The following is a 24179-nucleotide window of genomic DNA, read 5'->3' on the forward strand; positions in this document are numbered from 1 at the left end:
CGTCCAACTCAACGTCGCAATCGCCGGGGAGGGACCTGCTGTTCTCCTGCTGCACGGCTTCCCCCACACCTGGCAGCTCTGGAGCGGCATCATGGGCCGACTGGCCGGGCAGTACCGGGTCATCGCCCCAGACCTGCGAGGCTTCGGTGCCAGTGCCCGTGCCATCGAGGGTTACGACGCCGGCACCCTCGCCGCCGACGCCGAAGGGCTGCTCGACGCACTCGGCGAGGCCTCGGCAGCGGTGGTCGCCATCGACGCGGGCACCGCCCCCGCCGTCCTGCTCGCGCTGCGTCGGCCCGGCCTCGTCCGGCGCCTGGTCGTCATGGAGGCACTGCTCGGCCGCCTGCCCGGAGCTGAACACGTCGTCGCGGGCGGAGCCCCGTGGTGGTTCGGCTTCCACGCCGTCCCCGGCCTTGCCGAGACTGTCCTGGCCGGCAACGAGGCCCCGTACATCGACTGGTTCCTCGACTCGGGGACGCTCGGGCGAGGAGTACCCGACGACATCCGGGCGGCCTTCGTCCACGCGTACACCGGGAGGGAGGCCCTGCGCTGCGCGTTCTCCTATTACCGGGCCCTGCCCGCCAGTGCGCAGCAGATCCAGGACGCCGTCGCGAGGGCCCGGCTGATCATGCCCACCATGGCCGTCGGCTCTCACCCCGTCGGCACCGGTCTCGAACGCCAACTCCGGCCCATCGCCGATGACCTGGTCGGACACCACCTCCAGGACTGCGGCCACATCATCCCCCTCGACCGACCCGACGCCTTGTTCGCCCTCCTCGCCCCCTTCCTCTCCGCCGATCTGCCGAAGTGACTGGAGCGGGGCAGGGGGATCACGGATCGCGGCTCGGTACGGTGAGCGCCAGTCGGCGGTGGGTACGGCGCAGCATCAGGCGGGCCCGGAAGGGGCGGACGCGGCGTACGACGGCGAAGTAGAGCCGATCATCCTGGTTGGGAAGGCGCTCGACTGTGCCGAGGGTGACCAGGCCGTCCGCGACGAGGATGGAGGCGCGGAAGCCCAGGTGTCAGTTGTTCCGGCCGAGCAGGAGCCCGTGCCCGGTGCGTCCTACGACCGGGAACGGCGCACCGCGCAAGACGTCGGTCCAGGCCTCTGGTTCGGTAGGCATCCCGGATTTCGGCCCCATCTGCCAGGCGCCCTGGAAGTCGGGATCAGGTGCGGCGGCCGCTCTCGTCGAGCAGGGTGGTGAGCTGGGTGGCGAGGTGGGGGTGGGCGGCGGCCAGGTGTGGCAGGACGGCGCTTAGTGGGCCGAGGAGGGCTGCGGGGTCGTCGTGGGCGAGGGCTGTGTCGAGTCGTCCGGCCGGGCGGCGGGCGGTGGTGGGGAGGGCGGTGATCTGGCCGGCGAGGCGGCGCAGGACGGCGGCGTTGTCGCGGGCCCAGGCGGCGGTGGTGCGGTCCGCCGCGCGGCGGTCGCGGGTGGCCTGGACGCGCTGTTCGCCGGTGCTTCCTGCGGGGCCGGGGCGGCCGCGCAGGTAGCGGCGTTCGGCGGCCTGGCGGCTGGCGACGCCGAGGGGGTGGGCGAGGTCGGCCCAGCTGGCACCCGCGTCGCGGGCAGTTTCGATGAGGCCCGTCTCCCATCCGGCGAGCTGCTCGCGGATCTGCCGCAGGAGCAGGAGCGAGGCCAGAGCCTGTTCGGGCCCGGAGTCCGCAGCGGTGGGGCTGGTGGTGGCCTCGTGCCGGGCATCGCGCAGGGCGTGGTCTATGGCCTCCAGGGCGGTTGCGGCGGCGAGAAACGAGGCCGGGTTCCGGCCGCTCGCGCGGGGTGGGTTCGGCCGGTCGGCACCTGCCATGGAAGCCTCCTCAAGAGATGTCATCCTCTCGATGACATCATGTTTGTCATCCATTGGATGACATGCTACAACGGTTTCAGTGAAGCGCATTGGCAGCAACTGCCCGAACCTTCTGGAGGTGTTCCACGATGTTGATGCGCACCGACCCCTTCCGTGAACTGGACCGTCTCGCCCAGCAGCTGACCGGGTCCGGCACCTGGACGCGGCCCTCGGCGATGGCGATGGACGCCTATCGCGAGGGCGACGAGTACGTGGTCGCCTTCGATCTCCCGGGCGTCAGCTCGGACGCGATCGATATCGACGTCGAGCGGAACATGCTCACCGTCAAGGCCGAGCGGCGGCCGGTGACGAAGGCCGACGACGTGCAGATGGAACTGTCCGAGCGGCCGCTGGGCGTCTTCTCCCGCCAGATCGTGCTGGCCGACACTCTGGACACCGAGCGCATCCGGGCCGACTACGACGCAGGCGTGCTCACGCTGCGCATCCCGATCGCCGAGCGCGCCAAGCCCCGCAAGATCTCCATCGGCGCCGGATCCGATCGCAAGGAGATCTCCGGCTGACACCGGCTGGACGGGTGCGGAGGACGGGCACCTGATCTCCCCTCACCCCGCTCTCCGCACCCCCCACAGGCAGTCCCATGAAGCAAGGGGCCGAGATGACTCTGCGGCGCGAAGCGTTCCTCGACCACGTCAGCGAACGCGGCCAGTACGAGACCCGAACCGAAGCGGAGCGGGTGGCCCGCGTTGTCCTCGCCCTGCTCGGCGCGCACCTGGTCGCGAGGTCCGGGCCCAGCTCGCGGCACACCTGCCGGAGGAGTTCGCCCTGATCCTCCTCAACCCGCTGCAGAGCGCCGAGCCGCTGCCCCCGGAACGGTTCGTCCGGGCCACGGCGGCCTGGATCGAGGGCGCCACCGAGCAGACCGCGACCTGGGACGTCAGCGCCGTGCTGTCCACCGTCGCCGACGCCGTCGGCGAGGACCTGCTGGGCCAGATCCTGCTCCAGCTCCCCACTGGCTACGCCCTGCTGTTCGGCCGGGCCGAACTCACCCCCGTCGCGTAGACCCGGCGTGTCCTTCCGGTACCGCGCACGGAAGCGACGGGGCGGGCAAGTTCTCGTGGGGGGTAGCGTCTGCGGCTTCGTTAAAACTGGCTCCTGCGGAAACGTCGGAATCCGCGTCCAGTGAGCAGCAGCCGTGTCGGTGGGGGGCGAGCAATCGATGGTCCTCCGCGTTCGGAGTCGGTGACAGCGGGTGAGGTACCCATGGTCTTGTTGAACCCCGGTTCACTCACCGGGGTTCAACGGCTATGTAGGGCGCAGTTGGTTTCGCGGTAGGGCGCCCGATGTCGCGAGCGCGATCCGGCAGACGGTGCAGGATGACTCGTCGAGCCCGGGAGCGGATGTTCTGCGTCATCCTGGGATGGGACCGCTTCCCGCGAGGGCGGTGCGGGTAGGAACGACGTGCTGCCGGCCAGGCTCGCGGCGGGCGGGCCCGGTCCCCCTCGTCCCGTACCCGGACGGGAGCCGGGCAGGGCCTCCGTTCACATCAGGGAGAAGAATGCGCACCAGGCCAGGGCGGTCTGCGATCCCCTCGCTGTTCCGCATGCTGGAGTGGCACGAACACATCGAGGCGGAGCGGCAGCGACCGGGCGCTCGTGTCTTCCTGTCCGACTACAACGGCGGCCACCCCTATGTGGAGAAGTACCTGGGGGAACTCGCCCATACCGCGCCGCATCACCTGGCGGACATCACCCGGTACGCCGGCCTGCACGAGGATCTGAGGCTCCGGTCCAAGATTGCCGCAATGCACGAGCGCTACGACGGGGTGTCCTACAGCGAGCGGAACGTCGTCCCGGCCGGCGGTTCGAGCAGCGTGCTCGGGACATTCGTCACCTGGCTGGCCATCAACGGCCACCGACGGGTCCACTACGTGGCGCCCGTCTACTACAAACTGGCCTATCTCTTACGCGAGTTCGGCATCGAACCGGTACCGGTGGCCTCGGGTCACGCGTACCAGCCGGAGTTCGACCTGAGCCTGCCCGGTGAGCGAACGGTCCTCGTGCTGACCGACCCGGTCTGGTACGCCGGCCGCCGGGTGCCGATGGATGTTCTGAACGCGATCGCGGCATGGCAGCGGGCCACCGATTCGCTGGTGTTCGTGGACGGCACGTTCCAGTACATGCCGTGGGACGGGCAGCCAGGCGAGGCCAGCGCCCGCCTGCCGGTCGAGCGCACCCTGCGCATGGTGTGCCCGACCAAGTACCTGTCGATCCATGGGTATCGCTGCGCTCACCTGCTGGTTCCCGCCGCGCTGCGTGAGGAACTGGCCGACCTGCACATCAACCTGCACGGTGACGTCGCCGTCTCCGACCGCCTCTTCGCCCACCGCGCCGCGGATCTCATGGCACAGCACGGCAACGGCGACTTGGTCGGACATATCCGTGACAACCACGCGCAACTCACGTCGAGCGGTGCGCTCGCCGCGCGGACACCGGTCGAGGCCGGTTTCTTCCTCTTCGCCCGGCCACACATCCCGCACCGCTGGTTCCTGGCGCTCGACGAGCGGTACTTCGAACTCGACGGCCACCCAGGCTACGTCCGCATCAATCTGCTCAACCACACCGCCATCGAGGCGCTGGCTGCCACTGTCGCAGACCGCGCCGCCTCCGGCCCGCCCCAGGACGGCCTGGTGTCAGACGCCGCAGCCGGCCAGGACATGCCGGTGGCGCCACACTCCCGCTGAGATACGGGCCAGCAGCCGCGCTGCCGGATCGTCCACCGCGCGGCCGCTCGCCAGCGACCCCGTGTAGCAGACAGCGAGGACATACGGACCAACGTCCGCGGGATAGACGACGGCGGCACTGTGGCGCAGCCCGGGAAACCAGCCGTTCTTCCCGGCCAGGCGCGTACCGGGGGGCAGCCCGGCCGCGATGTCCACACAGTGGACGTTGTGCTCCAGCAGCGCCAGCACCTCCGGCTCCAGGGAGTCCAGCAGCCGGGCCAGATCCCGGGCGGACACCCTGTTGTGAACGCCGGCGTCGCGCCCTGCGTAGTCCTCGATCCCGCGCGGGCTGCCGCTGGCCGTGGCACCGGCTTGCCGCCAGACCCGGGCCACGGCCGCCTGTCCGACCTGCGCCAGGCACAGGTTCGTCGCAAGGTTGGACGAGTGGGTGACCATACGGCCGGCGAGCCAGCGCACCGAGGCCAGGTCGCCGATCCGCTCCCAGGGCAACGGATCACTGTCCCACTCCGGGCTGTTGCCGTAGCTGCCGCCTGTCACCGACCGGAACTCGTTGATCACCGGTATCTGCGCGTCCAGGTCCAGACCGCTGCGGTGCACAGCCGCCAGCACGGCCACCTTCATGGTGCTCGCCGCATCATGAAGGGCGTCCGCGTTGCGCAGCACCGCCGGCTCGCTCCCCCGGGGCGCCACCACCATCGACAGCATCCCCGCATCGTATCGACCGTCCCACTCCGGGCATTCGAGGAGACCGACGTCGTCCCGGCTGCACCGGTCCTCGACGATCCTGCCCGATCGGGGATCATTTCGGTCCCTGGGCTCGGCTGGGCCCGGAAGAATGCTCGCTGGGCACCAGCCCGAGGTAGGCGCCGATGCTTGAGCCAGTGAACCGCTGCCAGTCACCGCCCTCGACGGCCAGCCCGAGTGCGGACAGCGTGTCGATGCCGCGAAGGCAGGCCAACCGTCGCACCACCGGCGCCCATTCAGGCCGGGCGGCCGCAGCGGTGATGCGCTCATCGAAGCGGTCACGCATCGCTTCCAGAGCCAGGACCTCCTCCAGTCCGTTGTCGAAGGCGAACTGGGTGTCCGGATCAGCGAGTCGCTGCTTGGACGGTCACTCGTGGTGGATGCACGTCCACCCGGTTCCGCCGCGCCAGACCCGGCCCTGCCGCAGCCGCAGTTTGGAGATCCGGTTGCGGGCCCGGGCCAGGTCCCGGCGCATATCGTCCCGGCCACGGACGAGATCACGGGCGGCTTCCTCGGCCGGCGTCGCCACTCGAACCGTGGGCAACTCGTCCATCCGCAGCAGTTTCGACAGCCGCTGGGCATCTCGCTTGTCCGTCTTGATCCGGTCGCCCCTGGGGCGTTCCATCTTCGACGGGGCCGCCACCACACAGCGGATGCCGTGCTCGTCCAGGGTCCGGGCCAGGAAGAAGCCGGTCGGCCCGGCCTCATACGCGACCGCGGCTGGCTGCGGCAGCCCGGCCACCCACGTCATCACGTTGTGCGTCTCAGCATCGAGACGCTGGCTGAAGATCCGGCCCGTCTCGCAGTCCAGTGCCCACGCCATCGTGGTGCGGGCATGGACATCCAAACCGACCGACGTACGCTCGGAGAACATCCGGTGCCTCCCGGTAATTGCGGCACCACCCGCCACCGTGCTCACCGGTGGGCAACCCGCGTCAACTTCCCTGCGAGGCATCGGACTTCACAGCGGCAGCCGCCCTCGCTCCCCAGCTCAGTACGGCCGCTTCATACGGTCTAGATAGAGGGGGTGAGTTGGCCGGTCACCGGTCCTGGGCCAGCTTGTAGAGCTCGGCGAACAACCCGCCAAGATCCATGAGGGTCTGCCAGTCGCCTTCTTCTCGTACGCGGCCGCCGTCGAGGACGATGATGCGATCCGCGATCCGGGCGTTCTCCAGGTTGTGCGTCACGAACACGGCAGCCTTCCCGGCGGCGAGCTCCTTGAAGCGGCGGATCACCAGGTGCTCGGCGCGCGGGTCCATCGCGGACGTGGGCTCGTCCAGCATCAGCATGGCGGCATCCCTGTAGAACGCCCTGGCGACCGCGATCCTCTGCCACTGCCCGCCGACAGGTCGGTGCCGCCCCAATTGGAGCTCGCGACCAGGGTGTTGAGGCCGTAGCGGACCTTGGTGATGACGCTGTCCGCGCCGGCCGCCTTCGCGGCATCCAGCAGCAGCGCGTCGTCGGCGGTGCGGGGCTGGCCGAGGTGGATGTTGGCGCGCAGGTCCATCGGCCAGCGGGTGTAGTCCTGCGGCACCAGGCCGACCTTGGACCACACGCTGTGCGGGTCGGCCTCGGCGAGGTCGGTGCCGTCCCAAGTCACCGCGCCGCCGCCGTTCGCGACGCGCAACCCGGTGAGCAGGGCCGAGAGCGTGGTCTTGCCCGACCCGTTCTCACCGACCAGCGCGATCAGTTCGCCGCGCCGGAGAATGAGGCTCACGCCGTCGACCGCCGGGGTGTCGGCGCCGGGGTAGGTGTAACTGACGTTCTCGGCACGGATCTCGGCGGGAGCGCCGGCCGGGACCTGCGCGGTGCCGCGGACCGCGCGCAGGTCCTTCGCGCGACGCAGGAACGCCTGCCAGTCGTCCAGATACAACGAGGTACGGAACAGCCGGGCGGCGGCCATGACCAGGGAGGTCAGGGCGCCGGTCGAGGTGCGCACCGCGATGACGGCGGTCGCGGCGATGGCCAGGTCCATCCGCCCGGTCGCCGCCAGCCAGTCGAGCGCGGCCCAGGTCGCGCCGAGCATCAGCCCGCTGGCTGCCGAGCCGAGCAGCGTGACGTGCAGGACGCGCGGGGCAGCCTTGCGGTGGGTGGCCTTGATCCGGTCGGTGATTTCCCGATACCAGGTGGTCAGGAAACCAGCCATGGTGGTGGCGCGGACTTCGGCGGCGGTGCGGCGGTCGGTGGAGTAGTACCTGAGCAGGTAGCGCAGGTGGTTGTCCGAGATGTTCTGGTAGTCCGCCCGGTGCTGAATCCGCGCCGTCGTGATCGCCGCCGCCCCCTTGGGCACCACCGCAAGGACGAGCAGAGGCAAAAGCAGGGGGTGAAGAATCGTCAAGACCGAGGCCGCGGCGACGAGCTGGGCGAGCGCGGAGACCAGCGCCTGGGCGTCGCCGATCAGGTTCTCGGTCGCCTCGGCGCCCTTGCCTGCGGCCTGGAGGCGGTCGGTGAAGCCGGGCCGGTCGTACGCTTCCAGCTCCACCTCCGGGGCCGCGGCCAGGATCTGGAGGTCTGCCTTTGTGGCGACCTCCGGGGCGAGGCGGACGGAGGCGTACACGGCGAGCGCGTCGGCCCCGGCCCGCACGCCGGTCGCGGCGGCGACCACGATCAGGGCGGGGGTGGCGGCGCTGACCCGGTCGGCAACGGGGCCGCCGGCGAAGAGGTGGTTCATCGCGCCGGGCAGCGCGCTGAGCGCGATGGCCGAGGAGACGGCGACGACCAGCTGGCACAGGCCGAGCCAGAGCATCGCCGGCCGGTCGGCGGCCCAGCCCAGGCGCGCGGCGGCGGCGAGGGTGCGCGGGAGGCGGGCAGCCATCCGCCACCAAGAGGCGTTCGCGATGTCCTCGAAGTGCGGGTCGCTCTGGTAGCCGACCTGCTGCGGGGAACCGGAGGTTTTCGGGGCGGGCGAGGACTGCGTCACCCGCCCCATCCTGGCGCGTCCGGCGGGGCGCTGGGGCCTTTTGAGCCGACGTCCCTCGCGTGGTGGACTGGGTGTCTACAGGGCCCGCAGAGCCAGCTCGACGGCCGTGATCAGGAACAGGCCGGTGCGGTACGGCGCCGCCTCCTTTGGGCCGAGGGCGGCGCGCTCGACGGTCTCGTTGAGCACAGCCGCGTCGAGGTAGCCCTGGTCGATGAGGTGCAGGTCCTTGCCCCAGCCTCTCAGCAGCCCCGTGGCGTACTGCTCGACGGCCTGGTTCATCAGGTGCCCGAAGTTCTCCCGCAGCACCGGATGGACGACTTCCTCCGGCAGGCCGCGGGCGGCGAAGCGCTCCGTCAGCAGCCGCTTGTCCCGCTTCCACTCCAACGGGAGGCGCTGCCCGAACCGGACCGGTTCCGGATCGGTGAACGGCGCGAGGGGGTCCACAGGCCCCGGCGCGCCAGCAGCGGGGTGGCGACCTCCAGGGCGACCAGCGCGGAATCCGGCGCCACCGTGGCCGGGGAGATCGAGGTGTTCACCTCGCCGAGCAGGTCGTGGACCCGCTCGCCGCACCAGGCCGGCGCCTCCGGGTGCGTAAGGGTCCACCGTCGGGGCGGCGCACCCGGGCGACTTCGTCGCCGCCGAACCCGGTCACCACCGTGGTGATGCCGCGCGCCATCAACGCCTGGGCGAGCGCGTCGGCCGCCTCCAGATGCGGCTCGTCCAGCGGACTGACCGCCTCGGGGTGAGCCCGGCGTAGGCTGCCCGGGGCCAGCGGCGGGTGCTCAGCGGCAGGCACCGTGATGTCCGGGGCGAAGCCGGTGCGGTCGATGACCATGCGGCGCCGCGCGATCTGCTGAGGCCCTGCCTCGCCGCCGATCAGCAGCGCGCACGGCGTGATCAGGCCCGGGTGCGCGAGCGCGAGGGAGATCGCGAGGTTGGTGGAGTCCTTCCCGCCCGAGAGCTGCGCGGCGGTCTGCGCAGGGGTGAGGGGGCGGCGGGCATAGATGTGGTCGACGAGCGCCTCGAACGCCCCCACCAGCGCCGGGCCGTCGGTGCCCGCGGACAGCTCCGAGGGCTGGGCGTGCTCGGCCGGGTCCGGGTAGACCATGCGCAGGCCCTCAGCGTCCGCGTACGCCGACGAGCGTTCGGACAGCCGCTTGATGCTGGTGAACAGGGTGTCGTGTCCGTAGCGGGGATGCCCGGTCAAAAGGCGCATGACCTCCTTCTCATCCAGCCTGCCCGGCGCCTGATGCTCGCGCAGGTCCATCAGCTGCCACGACCCCGTCAGCCGCCCTTTCTCGTGCGCGAGGTAGAGCGGGCACACCCCGCCGAGCCCGGTCTCAAGGCGCAGCCCGGCCGGGCCCGCTTCGATCCAGACGGACTGGAGCGGCCACTGGCGGCACTCCTCCAGGGAACGGGCGTACACTGCGGCGTCCACCCGCACCGGCGCTGTCGAGCGCAGCAGCGAGGCGCGGCCGGCGGCCCGCTCGCGCACCATTCAGCGTCGTGGTGCCGTCGGTGACCGCCCGCGCCTCCAGCGCCGCGTTCGCCAGCGGGCGGATGCGGTCCTCGCCGCGCACCCAGCACCCTTCGCCCTGCTCACACCACTGCCACGGCCCCGTAGCAGTCCGCAGATCGACCGACAACGTCAACATCTCAAGCTCCTCTCTGGGCGGCCTTCGGGCATGCGACGGGACCCGCGCGGCACTCGGCCGGGCGCGGGCCCCGGTAGTACTGGTGGTTCCGGTGGATCAGTCCTCGAACCGGCCCTGGTCCGAGCTCTCCTGCGGCTTCTCCTCGAAGCGCGCGGTGTCACTGGGCACAGCGGTGATCTCCGGCCCGGCGAACACCGACTCCCACGGACGCGTCTGGTCCTTCATCACGAACCCCCTTTCCATTCGACCCATCCCGTTGACGGAACGTCATCAGGCTTCGTCAACCAGTGAACTGCGCAAGGGAGTTGGCGAGTACCGTACGGAGCGCACCAAGCCGTATATCCCGTAATACAGGGGCGGTCGGCCATGACCCAGCGCACGGCGAACCACCAGCTCAAGAAACTGATCGACGAGACCGGGCTGCCATACGACGGCGTCGCCCGCGCGGTGCGGGCCGTCGCGTCGGAGAGTGGCCAGCCACTGGGGACGAACAGGTCGGCCGTCCACCACTGGACGCAAGGAGCCGTCCCCGACGAGGCAACCCCGGATACCTGGCCGAGGCGCTCACCCGCCGCCTGGGCCGCCGGATCACCCGCGAAGACCTCGGACTCGGTTCCCCCTTCGGCGGCGAAGATGAAAGCATCGGGCTGACGCTGGACTTCGATCCCATCGAGACGCTGACCGCCATCGGGAGCGCAGACGTGAACCGACGCCGTTTCCTCGCCGCCTCTGCTTTTTCTATGGTCGCCTCCGTCCTCCCGCTGGAAATCGTCCAGGAAGCCGCCGCCCGCACCCGCACCGTCAGCGGCGGAGCGGTGGCCGGCACGCGGACGTCGCTGCGGTCCGCGACACGGTGAAGCTCTTCATGGACATGGACGAGCGCCATGGTGGACAGCACGGCCGCTCCGCGTTCGTGCAGTACCTGATCACCGACGTCCGTGATCTGTGCCGGGCTCGGTTCAGCAGCGAAGAGACCCGCGCCGAGGCACTGTCCGTCGCCTCGGCCGGCGCCCACCTCGCCGGGTGGAAGGCGTACGACTCCGGGGAACAGGGCCTGGCACAGCGCTACTACCTCCAGTCGCTGGCGCTCGCGCGGGCCTCCGGCATCCCCGGCCAGGACGGGTTCGTGATGCGCACGATGTCGCAGCAGGGCATGAAACTGCACCGGCCCGAACACTGCCTGGCCCTGGCCGAGACCGGCTGGGACCGCGCCAAGGGCCGGGTGGATGCGCAGGTCGAGGCGCTGTTCGCCGTCACCCACGCACACGCGCTCGCCAAGACTGGCCAGCGACAACGAGCGCTCGCCGACGTCGACCGGGCTCACGCCGCCCTCGCGGCGGGCGTGGACGACGAGGTTCCGTTCTGGGCGCTGGTGTGGGGGCCGCCCGCAGCCACCGTTCACAGCCGCACGGCGAAGGTCTTCGAGACCCTCGGCGACCGCCCCAACTCCGCCCGCAGCTACGCGACCGCCGCGGCGAGCCGGCCCGGGGCGACGTACGCCAGGATCATCGCCCTCGATCTCATCGCCCAGGCCGAGCAGCAGGCCGAGCAGGGTGGCATCGAGCAGGCCTGCGCCACCTGGAGCCGCGCCATCGACACCATGGCCGGAGTGAAGTCCACCCGCACCCTCAAGGCCGTCCGCTCACTGCGCTCCGACCTGCTCCCGTACCGGGCGCGCGGCGTGCGAGTAGCGGCCGAACTCGATGAGCACGCCCGCCTCTTCCTCGCCCACCACCGCTGACACTCGCCAGGGGGCACCGGACCGCTGCCCATCCGCGGCCTCACCGGGGGCGGGCACCCCGGCCGCCGACGCGTTGGAGTGGGCAGCGGCGGTTCCGGTCGTGACAGCGGGCCGTCCGAGGGCGGTGGCGGCGTTCGTCTCGGCGTCGTGCCGGCAGTGGGAGGCGATGGTCGGGGTGGTGGACCGCCAAGCCGGGCAACCGGCGGTACGAGGCACTCCTGACCGCAGCGAATAAGCACGGGAAGGCCCCTGCCCGTCTGGGCAGGGACCTTCCCGTTGGCGCGAGGTTCGGCGTGTTACTGAGTTCCACCTTCGAGGAGGTTGTTGAGGCAGTCTTTCAGGTTGGCGAGGGCCGATACCTGGTCTTGGGAGAGGATGTTGTTGAGGCCGACGTTGACGAGGCCTTCCTGGGTCTGTGTGACGTCGTCGCTGTTCGGCTGGCTTTGTTGGTCTGCGGCTTGTTGCTGGCATGGTGCGCTGGCGTCAGTGTTGACGAAACTGTGGCCTGCTGCTTGTGCGGGAACGGTGTACGCGATGGGCACGAGGGCCAGCAGGCCGGTGACGGTGAGGGTGCGGAGGGTGCGGCGCATGACAGTCCCTTTCTGTCCATTCGCGGGCAGCAGCGGAATGCGCACATAGCCGCGCGATGTGGTGATCAGGCCGCCCTGAGGTGTTTCAAAATTCCCCAGAGGCTTCTTGCCCGCTATTGGGCGAACTGCATGTCGCCCGAACACGCTACCTGGCATTCGCGCTGCGCGCCTCCGCTGCCCCACCAGCCCCACTGCGAGTGAAGCGGTACAAGGGCTTGGCAGGGCCTCCACGTGCGTGCTGCGCGGCGGGGGTGGCGGGCTTTGCAATGCGCGGTCTGCTTTCCGCCGAGCCGGGTGTTGGTCTGCGCGAGCAGCGGCTGGCAGCTGACCTTGCCGCCCGCCGGTACGTAATCGGTGTCCCTCCCCTCGTAGCGTGGAGTCCGTGATTGCTGGGGAAGTTGAGGCTCATGGGGTCCAAGCAACAGAAGTGCGAAGCGGAGTTTCGTGAGGGTGCTGTACGCATCGTGATCGAGACGGGGAAGTCGGTCCCGGAGGTCGCCGAGGAACTCGGTATCCACCCGGGGACGCTGCACAGCTGGGTCTCGCGGTGGCGCCGCAACGGCTCGGCCTCCTCCGACCGCGCCTCGGCCTCGACCAGCGATGGGGGCCGGCTGCGGGAGGCCGAGCGCGCTGAACTGGAGCGGCTCCGACGGGAGATGGGCGAGAAGAACAAACGCATACGCGAGCTGGAGATGGAGCGTGATGTCTTCAGACGCTGCATGGCCTTGTGGGTGAAGTAGCTGCCGCGGACCCGGCTCAAGTGGCCGGGGTGATCAGCGACTGCAAGGCCGAGCAGAACATTCCGCACACCGTGACCTGCCGTGCCCTGGGCGTGAGCGAGTCGTGGTTCTGCAAATGGCGCGACAAGCCCACGACCGCCCGCGCGGTGCGGCGCGGCCGGCTGGCCGATGCGATCCAGCAGGTCTTCGAGGCGCCGGGCGGCACCTACGGCTCCCCGAAGATATGGATCACGCTGGTGCGCGACGGGTGGCGCATCTCGGTGAACACCGTCGCGAAGCTCATGGCCGAGCTCGGCCTGGCCGGGCGGAAGATCCGACGCAGACAGGGGCTCACCCGGCCCGGCAAGCGGCCGGCGGCGCCGGACTTCGTGCGCCGGGACTTCACCGCGGACGAGCCTGATCAGGTCTGGTGCGGCGACATGACCGAGATCGTCACCGGTGACGGGAAGCTCTACCTGGCCACGGTCATCGACCTGTTCTCCCGCCGCCTGCTCGGCTACGCGATGGGCGCCCGGCACGACGCCGAACTCGTCGTCGCCTCGCTGCAGATGGCCGCGGCCACCCGGGGCGGCGACGTGCGTGGCGTGATCTTCCACTCGGACCGCGGCAGCGAGGGTGGATTCAACTGGTCGTCGCAACACTTTGATCTTGGAGGTGTGCGATGTGGCCACGTCGGACTGGAGTTTGAAGACCAGCGATGTTCCGGAGGGTCGGCGTCGGCAGTGGCGCGCTGATCGTGCGTTGCGGCCGGCGATGCGTTCGCCGGGGCGGCCTGATCCGTCTCGAGTCGTGCAGCGCCAGTTCTGTCGGCTGATCGCCACGGGGGTCACGACGGTGGAGGCGTCGTTGGCGGTCGGCGTGTCGTGGCCGGTGGGTGCGAGGTGGTTTCGTCACGCTGGCGGCATGCCTCCGATCTCGTTGGCCGAGCCCACGGGCTGGTACCTCGCGTTCGAGGAGCGCGAGGAGATCGCGATCCTCAGGGCGATGAACAAGGGCGTGCGCGAGATCGCCGGCGCCCTGGGGCGTGACCCCGCAACGATCTCTCGCGAACTGCGCCGCAACGCCGCCACGCGCAGCGGCAAGCAGGAGTACCGCGCGACGGTCGCCCAGTGGAAAGCACAGCAGGCCGCCAAGCGCCCGAAGACCGCGAAGCTCACAGGCAACGACAGGTTGCGTGAGTACGTACAGGACCGGCTCGCAGGCAGCGTCCGCCGCCCTGACAACACGATCGTCCCCGGACCCAGGACGCCCGCATGGAAAGGGGTGAACAAGCCGCACCGGCAAGACCGGGGCTGGGCGACGGCATGGAGCCCGGAGCAGATCTCGCGCCGGCTCCCTGTCGACTTCCCCGATGATGAGTCCATGCGCATCAGCCACGAAGCGATCTACCAGGCGCTGTTCATCGAGGGCCGTGGCGCCCTCAAGCGGGAACTGGTCACGTGCCTGCGCACCGGCCGGGCGCTACGGGTTCCCCGTGCGCGGTCGCAGAACGAGCCGCAGGGGCATGTCACCGCGGACGTCGTCCTCAGCGAACGCCCCGCCGAGGCCACCGACCGTGCGGTCCCCGGACACTGGGAAGGCGATTTGATCATCGGGACGGGTCGCTCCGCGATCGGCACGCTGGTCGAGCGCAGCAGCCGCTCCACGCTCCTGGTGCACCTGCCTCGGCTCGAGGGCTGGGGCGAGAATCCGCCCGTGAAGAACGGCCCCTCGCTCGGAGGCTATGGCGCGATGGTGATGAACGCAGCGCTCATCACCTCGATGACGCAGCTGCCCGAGCAGCTGCGCAAGACCCTCACCTGGGACCGCGGGAAGGAACTCTCCGGCCACGCCCAGTTCGCCCTCGATACCGGGACGAAGGTGTTCTTCGCCGATCCCCACTCGCCCTGGCAACGACCGACAAACGAGAACACGAACGGCCTGCTGCGTCAGTACTTCCCGAAGGGCACCGATCTCTCCCGTTGGTCATCCGCAGACCTCGGAGCCGTCGCCATAGCGATCAACAACCGACCCCGCAAAGTCCTCGGTTGGCGGACATCCGCCGAGGTCTTCGAAGAACAGCTACGCTCGCTGCAACAGCCCGATGTTGCAACGACTGGTTGAACTCGCCCAATACACCTCGGACGCTTTCGCGCAGGTCTGCGACGGTTTCGGGATCCGCAGGAGCATGGGCCGGGTCGGCTCGAGCTACGACAACGCCCTCGCCGAATCGTTCTGGCAGGGCCTCAAGAGGGAGACGATGCACCAGCGGCTGTTCTCGACGGTGCGTCAGGCGAGGCTGGAGATCTTCCAGTGGCTCACCTACTACAACGCCCGCAGACGCCACAGTGCCCTCAACTACCTCTCACCCGCCGAATTCGAACAGCAGCACCTGCGGGCAGATACACTCACAACCGCAGCATGAACCCCTGTGTCCACACTCCGGGGGACGCCTCACTCATGGCTTGGGCGGCGTCGACGATGTGGTTGGCCCGTTGGGTCTGCGCCTGGTTGAACAGGTGCCGGGCCGTGGGGTCGTTCGCGGCACGGAAAGCGACCTCGGGGCGGTGCAGAAGGTCGGTCGCCGCCCGCGCGGCGACCTGCTCGTCGACGGGCAGGTCCTGGATGGCCTCGACCTTCTCCTGGACGGACTGGGGCGTCTCGACCTGCCAGCCGGCCTGCCGCCTGGCCGCATCGCCCGTCCACTGGAGCCTCCCGGTGCGGGCATTGAGGGGCGGGTTCGCGATCAGTTCGAACCGGTCGTCCAGCTTCTCCAGGATGCGGTGGACCTCGAACGAGACGTCGTCGTGGCGGTGTTCGTGAGGCCACCGGCCGGCCGTGTGGCGGTACGTCCGTACCTGGCCGTAGGACAGGCCCACGTCGTCAGCGAACATTTCCAGCGTCTCCCGGATGCCGGGGGCTTCGCTTGCCGCGGGGTGGGAGCCGCCCCAGTCCTGCATCGGGGCTACTTCCAAGGCATCGTCCCCGACCTTGAACTGGATCTTCGTCTCGTCCAGAACAAGCTGACGGTCCTGGGCCACGAGCTCCTCGTACCGCTCGCGCGAGACGTTCCCGACCCTTCCGCGTGCGGGCATCGCGCCCACCCCTCCGCGGGCGCGGGACGTCGGATCTTCTTCGCCGACGACAAGCCCCGGCCCGTGCCACGAGCGTGGCCCCGCAGCCAGATCCACAGCAACCACTGGCCATCGCTTGCGTGGATCCCGGGGCACTGTTGCCCCTCCGTGCCCACGGGCGCGCTTATCGCCACAGCCTGGGCAGGGGGGCGAATCAAAGCACTGAAGCTCTGCTTGTCGCGTTGTTTTCCGCGCCGATGCGGCTTCCCCGCACCCCGAAGTGGCCTGCCAGCGTGGGCCGATGCTAATGAACCGTCGGATTGTCAGTGGGGCCCGCAGCGCGCCCCGCGCGCCCGGGATGAACGCCCACTGCCAGCGTGTGATCGGCACTATCCGCCGTGAACTTTGGCCACGTCCTGATCCTCGGCGAAGCCCACAGGTCCACGGTGATCGGCCGGTTCTGGTCGAAGGGTACGGCGAGGGGGTGGAGACGAAGTTTCGTCTCCACCCCCTGCTTGCTCTGCGAGGAGCTACTCTGCGGTCCCTGATCCGGTGAACCCGGATGTCTCGTCCCACGGAATGCCATGCCATTGTGACAGGGCATAGGAAATGATGTGCCGGTTGATCGCTGCGTCTGTCTCACCGCTGAGGATGGTGGTCAGCATCAGGTTCTTGTCCCGCACGGTTTCGCTGCCCAGGGCAGTGCGCGCGTCCTCGAGATAGATTTCGAGGATCTCGCCGCCGATGCTCACTTGAAGATACTGCTCAAGTTCCGTGTCGGTCGGGCGGCTGACCTTGACTCTTGTGGCAGCCCAGCCTTCACTTTCTTTGATGTCGCCGTAGGAGACGCGCGCATCTGCGTCCTGCAGATGGCTCAGCAGTTCCGTCAGTGCATCCTTGGGGGACTGGCCGACTGAGCGTCCGAGGACACCGCACTCAAGAGCCACTCTAGGTCACCTCTCGAAGTTAATCGCTGCCGCCCGGTGGGCGCGGGTCATGGGCGGCGGTTCAGGGCATGCAGGGTGACGAGGATCAAGCCGCCCCCTACAAGTACTCCGAGCAGGGCGAGGACGGCTTGGACGGGCTACGCCGCGGCGGGGTGCTCGGCCAGCCGTAGAAGAGAAACGCGGCGACCAGGACCACCATCCCGATGGCGAGGGAGGTCACTCGCGCGAGTGACCTCCCCTGTCTCATTGACAGCGGTACGGGGTGACCCGTGGGTCAGTGACCGCTCGGGGTCTTCCCGTAGTAGGGGCGGATGGTCCTGGCCAACTTCCGCTGAATCACGCGCAGCGCCGTGATGGTCGACTCATCGTCGAGCCCCGTGGTCGTCGGCCATTCGACTCCCGACCCCATCAGGTCACTCGCGAAGACGATCTCCACCGCGAGCAGCACACGCGCCCACTCCACCGGAGCGATCGGCTCATCCGAGGCGAGCGCGCTACGAAGCGCGAGGCACTGGTCAACCAGGTGCTGTGCATCCGTGAATCCCATGCCGACGGCCAGTTGATCACTGCATCGGGCTGGCCCGCACCACTCCAGGAGGGCGCGTCGCAGTATGGCGATCTCATCCTCGGCAAGCAGTTTGCCCGCCGCCACCGCATCTTCAGACGTCATTCCAGTCCTGCCCAATAGTCTTCACACAGCCGCCTCGACAACCACCGAGATCCCCGCGAACAGTACGTCCTGCCAGGAGAATTCACGTTTGTCCATGCTCAGGACGTCGCCTGTGGCGAGTCCGGCCAGCCTGATCCCACGAGACTTGAGGGAGCGTCAGATAGGCGGCAACACCCGCCAGAGCCCGCCCCTGCGGAGGCGAGAGAATCGAACGCCACCTCACCGGCTGTGACGGCTCCCCGTGATCGCTGACAGAGCCCGTTTAACAACGTCGGAGCCAGACGGGGCGATGCGGCGGGCGCTCGCGAGAGTGACCGCCGCATCTCTTCACCTTTGGGGCACTGTGCCCTGTGGTCAGCTCTTTGCCGCCCACCAGGCCGGCGACACGCTGATGCCGAAGACGTCGCCGACTGGCGCTCGTCGGGATCGTCCGGATCGACTCCGTACCCGTAAGGATCCGCATCGGCGACCACGAAGATCCTCGCGCCGGACTCGGGAACCCGGTACCGGTGGATGTCTTCGGTCGTATCGTCATTGTCCGGCTCGATGGAGTATCCGACGCGCAGAATCAGGGAGCTCAGATCGTCGAACCGTGCGCGGCGGGAGAATGGACCGTGAGCATCCTGAAGAGGCGGCGGCACGGTGGCACCATGAAGCAGACGGTGTACCTCTACTCTGATGCCGAAACATGACCAATCCGGCTTGGCCCCCTCTGCCTCTCGGAACGAAAGCTCCACAAGTCCGAAGTCCCGCTGCATGAGACCCGGCGACCTGTTGTCCGTATAGGAGGACCGCAGTGCCGCTTCCCAGTCGGCGGGCCGGGACCCGATGCCTACACCGAGCACTTCACCACGAGTGGCGACGTGGGCATAGAAATCCAGATCGGACATCTACATCTTCTCCAATGCCTCGATCAGAGCACGCAGCTCTGCCGAACGGTCGTTCTCGAAGGTCCATTCCGGCTTCTGGCCTTCCTTCATGGCCTTAGCGCTGTATTCGAACTTCTCCAGCGCGGCCTTGGTGACCCTGAGTAGATCCTTGCGTACCTTGGGCTTGGTCTTGAGGGTGTCGATGACGGCGTCGACCTGCTTCTGTGTGGCGGTGCCCTTCTCTAGGCGATATCCCTCGCCGACGATGCCGCCCTTGCCATCCGCGCGGATAACCACTTCCATGCCGTCCTTCAGATTGACGTGAGCACCCTCTTGCACCCAGTCGGGGGCAACCTGCCCGACATGGTCGATCTGAAGTTTGCACTTCTTGTCCACCTTGGCGTTGTGCACCAGCACGGCCGCCGATCCGGCGGCGACATAGTACGTGTGCATGTCGTCGACGGTGAGGTTGTAGACCGTACGCATCTCGGTCCACGCGTGCGTTCCCACGACCTCGCGGAGCTCGCCAGCGGGGGTGCGCAGCCGGTCACCGGTCTTGAGGTCCGAGGACACCACACTCAAAAGCCACTCCAGGTCACCTCTCGAAGTCAATCGCCAAATACGTGGGTGGTGTCGATGCCGCGGTTGCTCTCGAGTCCTCTCCAGCCGGGCAGCCAACTCCGCCGCCCCGGCCTGGAGTTCCTCCACCCGCAGTCGAACCGCAGCCTCCCGCGCCTGAAGCTCTTCCGGCAACGACACCTTGGTTTCCCACCTCCACCCGCCACGGTCAGAGCACGACGGCGTCGGCCACACGTCAAAGGGCGTCTTCCCAGCTCAACCGTCCCCCGAAGGGAAGGAACCACACCCAAGGCGGTTTCCGGCGCGGGAATCCCTTGGGGCGGTGATGCCGAGGCCCCGCTGGACGGGAATCCAGCGGGGCAATCGCATCGGGGGTGGTTCGGTGGACTTTATGTCTGGCGGGCTGGGGTGAGCCGGGTCAGGTAGTCTCCCACGCTCTCCTTCGCGAGGCCCGGTGCAGCCCGCATGAGCTTCTCCGTGATCGGCTCCTGTGCGATCACGCTGTCGGGAAACCTCGGAACCTTCGTTCCGTCGTGCAGCATGAGCGAGTCCCAGTCGTCGGGGTCGGAGGTGCCGCGCCGGTCGATGACCACGGCATGGGTCGGTATGGGCAGTTGCGTCGTAGCGGCAATGACAGCCGACTCCACGAGTTGCATCTCCTCCGTGTACAGACCGTCCAGCCAGAGTGTCTGGATCTCGCAGCCGAACGGTTCATATGTGTACCGGTCGATCACGTTGGTGTCCGCGGACAACCACCAGTTCATCGACACGGACGAGAAGCGCAGGCTGAGCAAGCGGCCGAGTTCTTCCTGCGACATGGGGACGTCCTCCCCCTCAATGTCGATGACCGTGGCCTGGCCCCTGACTGGATGCACGAGTGCCATGCCGTGCGCCTGGAAAAGCGCTACCTGTTCGGCGAAGACCGATGTGGCGCCCGACTCCCGGTACCACCGGATGAACCCGTCAGCCATGGCTAGCAGCTCGGCAGCGTGAAGATGTGTACATTCTCTTCTCCGAAGACTTTCTTGGCCTGCTTGATGGCCGATTCTGGTGTGTTGTCGGCCAGATAGTAGATGGCCTTCACGCCAGCCTGGTCAGCCGCGTACTTGTTAATCTTGAGAGCCTTTCCGAAAGCTGAGGGATTGCGGGCCTTTGCGCCGCCGCCAACGTAGACGTATTCGCCGTTGGGCCCAACGACGTCGAGTCCGCTGGATCCCACGTTGGGCATGACGATCTTGATGTCCTGCCCCTTCGCGTCCTTGGCGACCTTTCCGCCGACCAGCTTAGCGATGAACTCCTCGCGTGCGAAGCCCAGGTCGCCCGCGCTGCTGCCGCCGCCTCTCATGACGGACGCGCTGTACAAGCCGTTCGCCGAGAATACCGACCTCAGTACCACAGGGCTGTTCTTCTTCTTGCCCGTCACGCAGGCCGGGAGCTTCTTCCATGCCTTCTCGAGGATCTCGTCACTCTTGTTGATCAGCTTCTTCGCCTTGGCCGACTTATCGAGGAACTCGCCGATGCCCCAAAGCGCCTTGCTGATCTTAGGGAATTTCGATCCGATCTTGAATGCCTTGCCCGGGCCGATGTTCTGGAAAATGGCCCAGAGGCAGGTCGGGATGTCTGGGTCATCGATGCATGCCTTGATGTCTTCGAAGAAGAGCTCGACGAGTAGCTCAGCCCCGTTCTCCATCAGATAGTCGAGTAGGCTCTTCCCGTCGAGAGCACGAGCCGCTTCGAGCTCCTCGACGGTGAGACCCGCGGCTTCGAGTGCCTTCCGCTCTCCGTCTTCGAGGTCGAGCGGGGAGCCATCGCCCTTCTCCTTCTCCCTGGCGGCTTCTTGGCGTTCCTTGCGTTCCTGCTCGCGCTGGTACTCCTCGGCGTTCTGCGCCGCTTTATCGGCTTCTTCGGCGTAGGTGTTGGCCTTCTTGGATGCCTCCTCCGCCGATTTGGCGTGCTTTTCAGCGGATTCAGCGAGTTTGCCCGCGGCGGTGGCGTCCTCTTCTGCCTGGGTTGCCGCGCCCTGGGCGACCACAGCCTCCTTCTCGGCCAGGTCGGCAGCGCCGCTGGCGGCGGAGGCGTGCTGGTCGGCTTCGGCCGCGGCGCCGCGTGCCCGTGCTGCTTCAGCCTCGGCCTGGTTGGCTGCCTGGCGTGCGGCTGCTGCGTCCGCGTAGGCCTGGTTGGCGCTCTGGCGGGCGAGTTTGGCGTCGGCCTGGGCCTGGGCGTCGGCCTCGTTGGCCCGGGCTGCTGCCGCTCGGGCTTTGGCTCCGTCTTCTGCCGCTTGAGCGGCGGACTTCATGGCTGCGGCGGTCGAGCGTGCCGCGTTGGCGGAGGATCGTGCCGCGTCCGCGGCGGCCTTGAACGCCGGGGCCACTTCGGCATTGGCGCGCTTTGCAGCGGCCTCTGCTTCGTCGGCGGCCTTGACTGCCTCGGCCGCCTTCGCCTCGGCGGAGGCGACCTGCTCCTGCCCCATCTCCAGGGCGTCCTTGGCGACCAGGGCGGCGAAGTCCGCGTCGATGTCCTTGCCGGAGAACGGCGCGGTCAGCGTGATGGCGGTGTTCGCCGGGTCAGCGATGCCGGCCGCGGTGGTGCGGGCGGCGTTCGCGGCCTGAACCGCGATACCGGACTGGAGTTTGGCCATCGCGGCCTCACGGGTGGCGCCTTCGGCTTCTGCCTTGGTGCGGTTGGCGGCCTGCAGAGCGTTGTTCGCCTCAACCGCGGCAAGACCTGCCAGGCGGGCGGACTCCTGCGCGGCCATTCCCGCGCGGGCCTCCTGCAAGGTGGCTTCAGCCGCGCTCGTGTTGGCGCGCTGTGCCGCGGCGTGGGTCTTGGCGGCTTCCGCTTCGGCCTTGTTCGCCGCCGCGTTGGCGGCCGCAGCCGCTGCCTCGGCCTTGCTCGCCGCCTCGTTGGCACGGGCAGCGTGTGCGGTGGCCTCTGCCGCGGCAGCCCGTGCCCGGGCCGCCGCTCCTGCGGCCTCGGTGGCCGCGGACCGGGCTCGTACCGCCGCACCGCTTGCCGTGTTGGCGGCGCCGCGGGCTTCACCGGCCGCCGTCTTGGCGGTGTTGGCTTCCGCCCGCGCCGACTCCGCCGCATTCTGCGCCATAGCGGCGTCCGCGGTACCGCGGATCTTGGCCGCGAACGCCTCGGTGGCCTGTGCCCGGGCCTCCTTCGCGTTGTGATCCTGCTCAGCCTTGTAGGCCTTGTCCCGGGCGGTGCGGGCGTTGGTCTCTTCGCCGCGGGCGTTGTCGTCCGCCTTGGCGGCGATGCCTTCCTGCTCGGCGGCGTGTGCCCGTGCTTCGGCCGCGGTCGCGCCGGCCGCCTGGGCCTCTGCGCGTGCCGCGGATGCCGTGCGGGCCTCGGCCTCCGCGCGTGCCCGCGCGGCCGCTGCGTTGTTCCGCTCTGTCTCGGCGCGTGCCCGCGCCTGGGCGGCCAGGTTGCGCTCGCGCTCGGCGATGGCGCGCTGCTCGGCGGCGATTTTCGCCTGGCGCTGGGCTTCCTGCCGTGCCTCGCGGGTCTTCTTGGCGTGCTCCCAGGCCTCCTTCTCGGCCTTCTCGGCTGCGATGCGGGCCGTCTTGGTACGGGCGGCCGCGTCGGCTGCGATCTTGGCCTGCTTGTCGGCGGCCTCGGCCAAAGAAGCAGCGGCCTTCGCGTGCTCCACGGCGTTGGCCCGCCATGCCTTGGCCTGCTGCTCGTGCAGCTCGGCCTGGTTCTTGGCGTTCAGGCCCTTGGCGTCGGCCTCGGTGGCCTCGATCGCCTTCTGCGCGGTCTGGCCCGCCTTGACGGCCGCATCCGCTGCCGCGGCGATGCCTGATGCGACGTCCGACCACTGCGTGCCATAGGTGAGGCCGGTTTCGACGAGGACACCCGCCTGGATCTTGGCCTGGGCGGCGGCGACCTTGGCGGCCTTCGCTGAGCCGGCGGCGATGTCGACCTGACGGGCGGCCTCGGCCTTGACCCGGTCGTAGGAGGACAGGGCCCTGCCGGCCCGGTCGGCGGAGAGCATGCGGTCCGCCTCGCGCGCCTGCCCGGCCGCGGAAGTCATCGCGTTGGACGCTTCCTTGAGGGCCTTGACCGCATCGCCGTGGGCGGCGATGAGCTTGGTACGGGCCTCAGCGGCGCGGGCGGCCTTCTCGGCCAGGTCGCGGAGCTTGGCCGCGGCCTCCTGGGCCTCCTTGATGGCCTTCTCGTGTGCTGCCCGGTCTGCGGCGTCCTTGTTCTCCGCGACGAGGTAGCCCTTTTCGAGGAACTCGGCGATGACCTTGTCGTCGTTGGCGGCCAGGGCGGCCGCGGCGGCCTTCTTGACCTCGGGCCCGCCGGAGACGGCGAGCATCTCGACGCGCTTGCGCAGCTCCGCCGCGCGTTCCTTGGCGTTCTGCTCGTTCTTCTTGTCCTGCGTGCGGGCGATGTCCGCGCCGAACGCCAGGAAGTCCGCGCGGGCCCGAGCGTCAGCCTTCAGGACGCGCTCGACCTCGGCGTTGAACACCGGACCACCCGTGCCGCGCATCGCCTCAATCTGCTGGCGGTTCTTGACGTCCGTGCCGGCACTCTTGTCCTTGGCACGCTGGCGCGCCTCGGCCTCGCCGTGCGCGAGGAACTCCTTGATCGCGTTCGGGTCGCTGCTCTCCAGCGCCTTCTTCGCGGCCTCGCGGACCTCCTCCTCCTCGTCGAACTCCGCGTAGTCCTCGACGAGTTGGCGGTCGCGCTCGGCGCTGAGCTTGTCCAGCTCCGTGCGCGGGGCGGGCGCCGGCGTGCCGGCCCCCTTCGGCAGGGATGCCGCCAGGCGGTCCAGCGTGGACAGGGCCTGGGTGTACGAGGTCTGCTCGGCGCGGCCCGTCGTGGTGGCAGCGGCTTCGCCGGTCGCGCCCGCCAGGATGGCCAGGGCCACCGTCGCCGACAGGGCGCCCGACGCTACCGTGGTTACACGGCCGCGCCGTTTTCCGGCTCTGGGCCGGAATTTGCGTATCACGGGAAAGAATCCCCCCTCAATTGTGGAAACGGAAAAGCACCCCCTGCCTCGGGCGTCATCACGGCGAACAGCAGGGGGAGTCGAAAAAGCTCACAAAGGAACCGCGTGGTGTGGTGCGTGGGCGCCGGGTGTGCGGCCGGGGGTCAAACCGGCAGCACACCC

At 68.9% G+C, this 24179-nt stretch carries 25 protein-coding genes and 2 pseudogenes; 11 read left to right on the top strand and 16 right to left on the bottom strand.

Annotation, left to right across the window (positions count from 1 at the left end):
* A partial coding sequence (locus tag ACWC2B_RS35515; protein ID WP_450724062.1) for an alpha/beta fold hydrolase occupies positions 1-811 on the top strand: 811 nt, incomplete at its 5' end.
* Positions 812-1167: 356 nt separating this feature from the next.
* Here ACWC2B_RS35515 and ACWC2B_RS35520 read toward each other — a convergent pair.
* Positions 1168-1806, bottom strand: coding sequence for a type III effector protein (locus ACWC2B_RS35520; protein WP_450724064.1), 639 nt, complete (start codon positions 1804-1806; stop codon positions 1168-1170).
* Positions 1807-1934: 128 nt separating this feature from the next.
* Here ACWC2B_RS35520 and ACWC2B_RS35525 point away from each other — a divergent pair, with 128 nt between their 5' ends.
* From ACWC2B_RS35525 to ACWC2B_RS35535, 3 genes and pseudogenes are all read left to right on the top strand, one after another.
* Complete coding sequence (locus ACWC2B_RS35525) at positions 1935-2366, top strand: Hsp20/alpha crystallin family protein (RefSeq protein ID WP_386003008.1); 432 nt, start codon at positions 1935-1937, stop codon at positions 2364-2366.
* Between the two features lie 95 nt (positions 2367-2461).
* Positions 2462-2865, top strand: a pseudogene (locus tag ACWC2B_RS35530) (DUF2267 domain-containing protein).
* A gap of 541 nt (positions 2866-3406) precedes the next feature.
* Positions 3407-4546, top strand: a complete 1140-nt coding sequence (locus ACWC2B_RS35535; RefSeq protein ID WP_450724066.1) for an aminotransferase class I/II-fold pyridoxal phosphate-dependent enzyme — start codon at positions 3407-3409, stop codon at positions 4544-4546.
* On the opposite strand, the gene ACWC2B_RS35540 is transcribed toward ACWC2B_RS35535, so the two are convergent.
* The 8 genes from ACWC2B_RS35540 to ACWC2B_RS35575 form a co-directional block, all read right to left on the bottom strand.
* Complete coding sequence (locus ACWC2B_RS35540) at positions 4496-5251, bottom strand: serine hydrolase (RefSeq protein WP_450724068.1); 756 nt, start codon at positions 5249-5251, stop codon at positions 4496-4498. The genes ACWC2B_RS35535 and ACWC2B_RS35540 overlap by 51 nt on opposite strands.
* 94 nt (positions 5252-5345) lie before the next feature.
* A complete protein-coding gene (locus ACWC2B_RS35545; RefSeq protein WP_450724070.1) occupies positions 5346-5576 on the bottom strand; it encodes a transposase in 231 nt (76 codons plus the stop codon).
* A gap of 81 nt (positions 5577-5657) precedes the next feature.
* On the bottom strand, positions 5658-6164 hold the full coding sequence (locus tag ACWC2B_RS35550; protein ID WP_450724072.1) for an IS110 family transposase: 507 nt from the start codon (positions 6162-6164) through the stop codon (positions 5658-5660).
* Between the two features lie 166 nt (positions 6165-6330).
* The gene (locus ACWC2B_RS35555) at positions 6331-6654 is read right to left on the bottom strand and encodes an AAA family ATPase (protein ID WP_450724074.1); all 324 of its coding nucleotides are present in this window, start codon (positions 6652-6654) and stop codon (positions 6331-6333) included.
* The gene (locus ACWC2B_RS35560) at positions 6573-8210 is read right to left on the bottom strand and encodes an ATP-binding cassette domain-containing protein (RefSeq protein WP_450724076.1); all 1638 of its coding nucleotides are present in this window, start codon (positions 8208-8210) and stop codon (positions 6573-6575) included. The genes ACWC2B_RS35555 and ACWC2B_RS35560 overlap by 82 nt, the downstream gene beginning before the upstream one ends.
* A gap of 75 nt (positions 8211-8285) precedes the next feature.
* A complete protein-coding gene (locus ACWC2B_RS35565) occupies positions 8286-8654 on the bottom strand; it encodes a hypothetical protein (protein WP_450724078.1) in 369 nt (122 codons plus the stop codon).
* Positions 8655-8742: 88 nt separating this feature from the next.
* Entirely contained in the window at positions 8743-9708 is a 966-nt protein-coding gene (locus tag ACWC2B_RS35570; RefSeq protein WP_450724080.1) for a hypothetical protein, read from the bottom strand.
* 253 nt (positions 9709-9961) lie between these two features.
* Entirely contained in the window at positions 9962-10090 is a 129-nt protein-coding gene (locus tag ACWC2B_RS35575; protein ID WP_328689944.1) for a hypothetical protein, read from the bottom strand.
* 141 nt (positions 10091-10231) lie between these two features.
* Here ACWC2B_RS35575 and ACWC2B_RS35580 point away from each other — a divergent pair, with 141 nt between their 5' ends.
* From ACWC2B_RS35580 to ACWC2B_RS35590, 3 genes are read left to right on the top strand one after another with little or no spacing between them, the layout of a single operon-like run.
* Positions 10232-10516, top strand: a complete 285-nt coding sequence (locus tag ACWC2B_RS35580; protein WP_450724083.1) for a hypothetical protein — start codon at positions 10232-10234, stop codon at positions 10514-10516.
* 50 nt (positions 10517-10566) lie between these two features.
* Positions 10567-10722 (top strand): hypothetical protein, encoded by a 156-nt coding sequence (locus tag ACWC2B_RS35585; RefSeq protein WP_450724085.1) that lies wholly within the window; start codon positions 10567-10569, stop codon positions 10720-10722.
* A gap of 8 nt (positions 10723-10730) precedes the next feature.
* Positions 10731-11606, top strand: a complete 876-nt coding sequence (locus tag ACWC2B_RS35590) for a hypothetical protein (RefSeq protein WP_450724087.1) — start codon at positions 10731-10733, stop codon at positions 11604-11606.
* 296 nt (positions 11607-11902) lie between these two features.
* Here the strand turns inward: ACWC2B_RS35590 and ACWC2B_RS35595 are convergent, their stop codons facing one another.
* Complete coding sequence (locus ACWC2B_RS35595; protein WP_450724089.1) at positions 11903-12340, bottom strand: hypothetical protein; 438 nt, start codon at positions 12338-12340, stop codon at positions 11903-11905.
* Between the two features lie 263 nt (positions 12341-12603).
* Here ACWC2B_RS35595 and ACWC2B_RS35600 point away from each other — a divergent pair, with 263 nt between their 5' ends.
* The 4 genes and pseudogenes from ACWC2B_RS35600 to ACWC2B_RS35615 form a co-directional block, all read left to right on the top strand.
* Positions 12604-12936: a transposase gene (locus ACWC2B_RS35600; RefSeq protein ID WP_450724091.1), complete on the top strand. Its 333-nt coding sequence runs from the start codon at positions 12604-12606 to the stop codon at positions 12934-12936.
* On the top strand, positions 12924-13670 hold the full coding sequence (locus ACWC2B_RS35605; RefSeq protein ID WP_450724093.1) for an IS3 family transposase: 747 nt from the start codon (positions 12924-12926) through the stop codon (positions 13668-13670). The genes ACWC2B_RS35600 and ACWC2B_RS35605 overlap by 13 nt, the downstream gene beginning before the upstream one ends.
* Entirely contained in the window at positions 13621-15039 is a 1419-nt protein-coding gene (locus ACWC2B_RS35610) for an IS30 family transposase (RefSeq protein WP_450724135.1), read from the top strand. Before ACWC2B_RS35605 ends, ACWC2B_RS35610 begins: the two co-directional genes overlap by 50 nt.
* A 4-nt stretch (positions 15040-15043) precedes the next feature.
* Positions 15044-15340 (top strand): annotated as a pseudogene (locus tag ACWC2B_RS35615) (integrase core domain-containing protein); the annotation flags it as partial.
* Here ACWC2B_RS35615 and ACWC2B_RS35620 read toward each other — a convergent pair.
* The 6 genes from ACWC2B_RS35620 to ACWC2B_RS35645 all read right to left on the bottom strand — a co-directional run bounded on the left by ACWC2B_RS35620 (position 15324) and on the right by ACWC2B_RS35645 (position 24017).
* On the bottom strand, positions 15324-16010 hold the full coding sequence (locus ACWC2B_RS35620; protein WP_450724095.1) for a DUF6192 family protein: 687 nt from the start codon (positions 16008-16010) through the stop codon (positions 15324-15326). The pseudogene ACWC2B_RS35615 and the gene ACWC2B_RS35620 sit on opposite strands and share 17 nt — an antisense overlap.
* Positions 16011-16519: 509 nt before the next feature.
* Positions 16520-16936: a hypothetical protein gene (locus ACWC2B_RS35625; RefSeq protein ID WP_450724097.1), complete on the bottom strand. Its 417-nt coding sequence runs from the start codon at positions 16934-16936 to the stop codon at positions 16520-16522.
* Positions 16937-17210: 274 nt separating this feature from the next.
* On the bottom strand, positions 17211-17606 hold the full coding sequence (locus tag ACWC2B_RS35630; protein WP_450724099.1) for a hypothetical protein: 396 nt from the start codon (positions 17604-17606) through the stop codon (positions 17211-17213).
* 890 nt (positions 17607-18496) lie between these two features.
* On the bottom strand, positions 18497-19234 hold the full coding sequence (locus tag ACWC2B_RS35635; protein WP_450724101.1) for a polymorphic toxin-type HINT domain-containing protein: 738 nt from the start codon (positions 19232-19234) through the stop codon (positions 18497-18499).
* A 209-nt stretch (positions 19235-19443) separates the two neighbouring features.
* A complete protein-coding gene (locus ACWC2B_RS35640) occupies positions 19444-20025 on the bottom strand; it encodes a hypothetical protein (RefSeq protein WP_450724103.1) in 582 nt (193 codons plus the stop codon).
* A gap of 2 nt (positions 20026-20027) precedes the next feature.
* On the bottom strand, positions 20028-24017 hold the full coding sequence (locus tag ACWC2B_RS35645) for a hypothetical protein (RefSeq protein WP_450724105.1): 3990 nt from the start codon (positions 24015-24017) through the stop codon (positions 20028-20030).
* Positions 24018-24179: the final 162 nt, after the last annotated feature.

It is taken from the genome of Streptomyces sp. NPDC001415, from assembly GCF_053597395.1.

Excerpts from the sequence above, each read along its gene's own strand:
- ACWC2B_RS35520 (WP_450724064.1), bottom strand. The coding sequence starts at position 1,806 with ATGGCAGGTGCCGACCGGCCGAACCCACCCCGCGCGAGCGGCCGGAAC.
- ACWC2B_RS35525 (WP_386003008.1), top strand. The coding sequence starts at position 1,935 with ATGTTGATGCGCACCGACCCCTTCCGTGAACTGGACCGTCTCGCCCAG.
- ACWC2B_RS35535 (WP_450724066.1), top strand. The coding sequence starts at position 3,407 with ATGCTGGAGTGGCACGAACACATCGAGGCGGAGCGGCAGCGACCGGGC.
- ACWC2B_RS35540 (WP_450724068.1), bottom strand. The coding sequence starts at position 5,251 with ATGCTGTCGATGGTGGTGGCGCCCCGGGGGAGCGAGCCGGCGGTGCTG.
- ACWC2B_RS35545 (WP_450724070.1), bottom strand. The coding sequence starts at position 5,576 with ATGCGTGACCGCTTCGATGAGCGCATCACCGCTGCGGCCGCCCGGCCT.
- ACWC2B_RS35550 (WP_450724072.1), bottom strand. The coding sequence starts at position 6,164 with ATGTTCTCCGAGCGTACGTCGGTCGGTTTGGATGTCCATGCCCGCACC.
- ACWC2B_RS35570 (WP_450724080.1), bottom strand. The coding sequence starts at position 9,708 with ATGGTGCGCGAGCGGGCCGCCGGCCGCGCCTCGCTGCTGCGCTCGACA.
- ACWC2B_RS35575 (WP_328689944.1), bottom strand. The coding sequence starts at position 10,090 with ATGAAGGACCAGACGCGTCCGTGGGAGTCGGTGTTCGCCGGGCCGGAG.
- ACWC2B_RS35580 (WP_450724083.1), top strand. The coding sequence starts at position 10,232 with ATGACCCAGCGCACGGCGAACCACCAGCTCAAGAAACTGATCGACGAG.
- ACWC2B_RS35590 (WP_450724087.1), top strand. The coding sequence starts at position 10,731 with ATGGACATGGACGAGCGCCATGGTGGACAGCACGGCCGCTCCGCGTTC.
- ACWC2B_RS35600 (WP_450724091.1), top strand. The coding sequence starts at position 12,604 with ATGGGGTCCAAGCAACAGAAGTGCGAAGCGGAGTTTCGTGAGGGTGCT.
- ACWC2B_RS35620 (WP_450724095.1), bottom strand. The coding sequence starts at position 16,010 with ATGCCCGCACGCGGAAGGGTCGGGAACGTCTCGCGCGAGCGGTACGAG.
- ACWC2B_RS35630 (WP_450724099.1), bottom strand. The coding sequence starts at position 17,606 with ATGACGTCTGAAGATGCGGTGGCGGCGGGCAAACTGCTTGCCGAGGAT.
- ACWC2B_RS35640 (WP_450724103.1), bottom strand. The coding sequence starts at position 20,025 with ATGGCTGACGGGTTCATCCGGTGGTACCGGGAGTCGGGCGCCACATCG.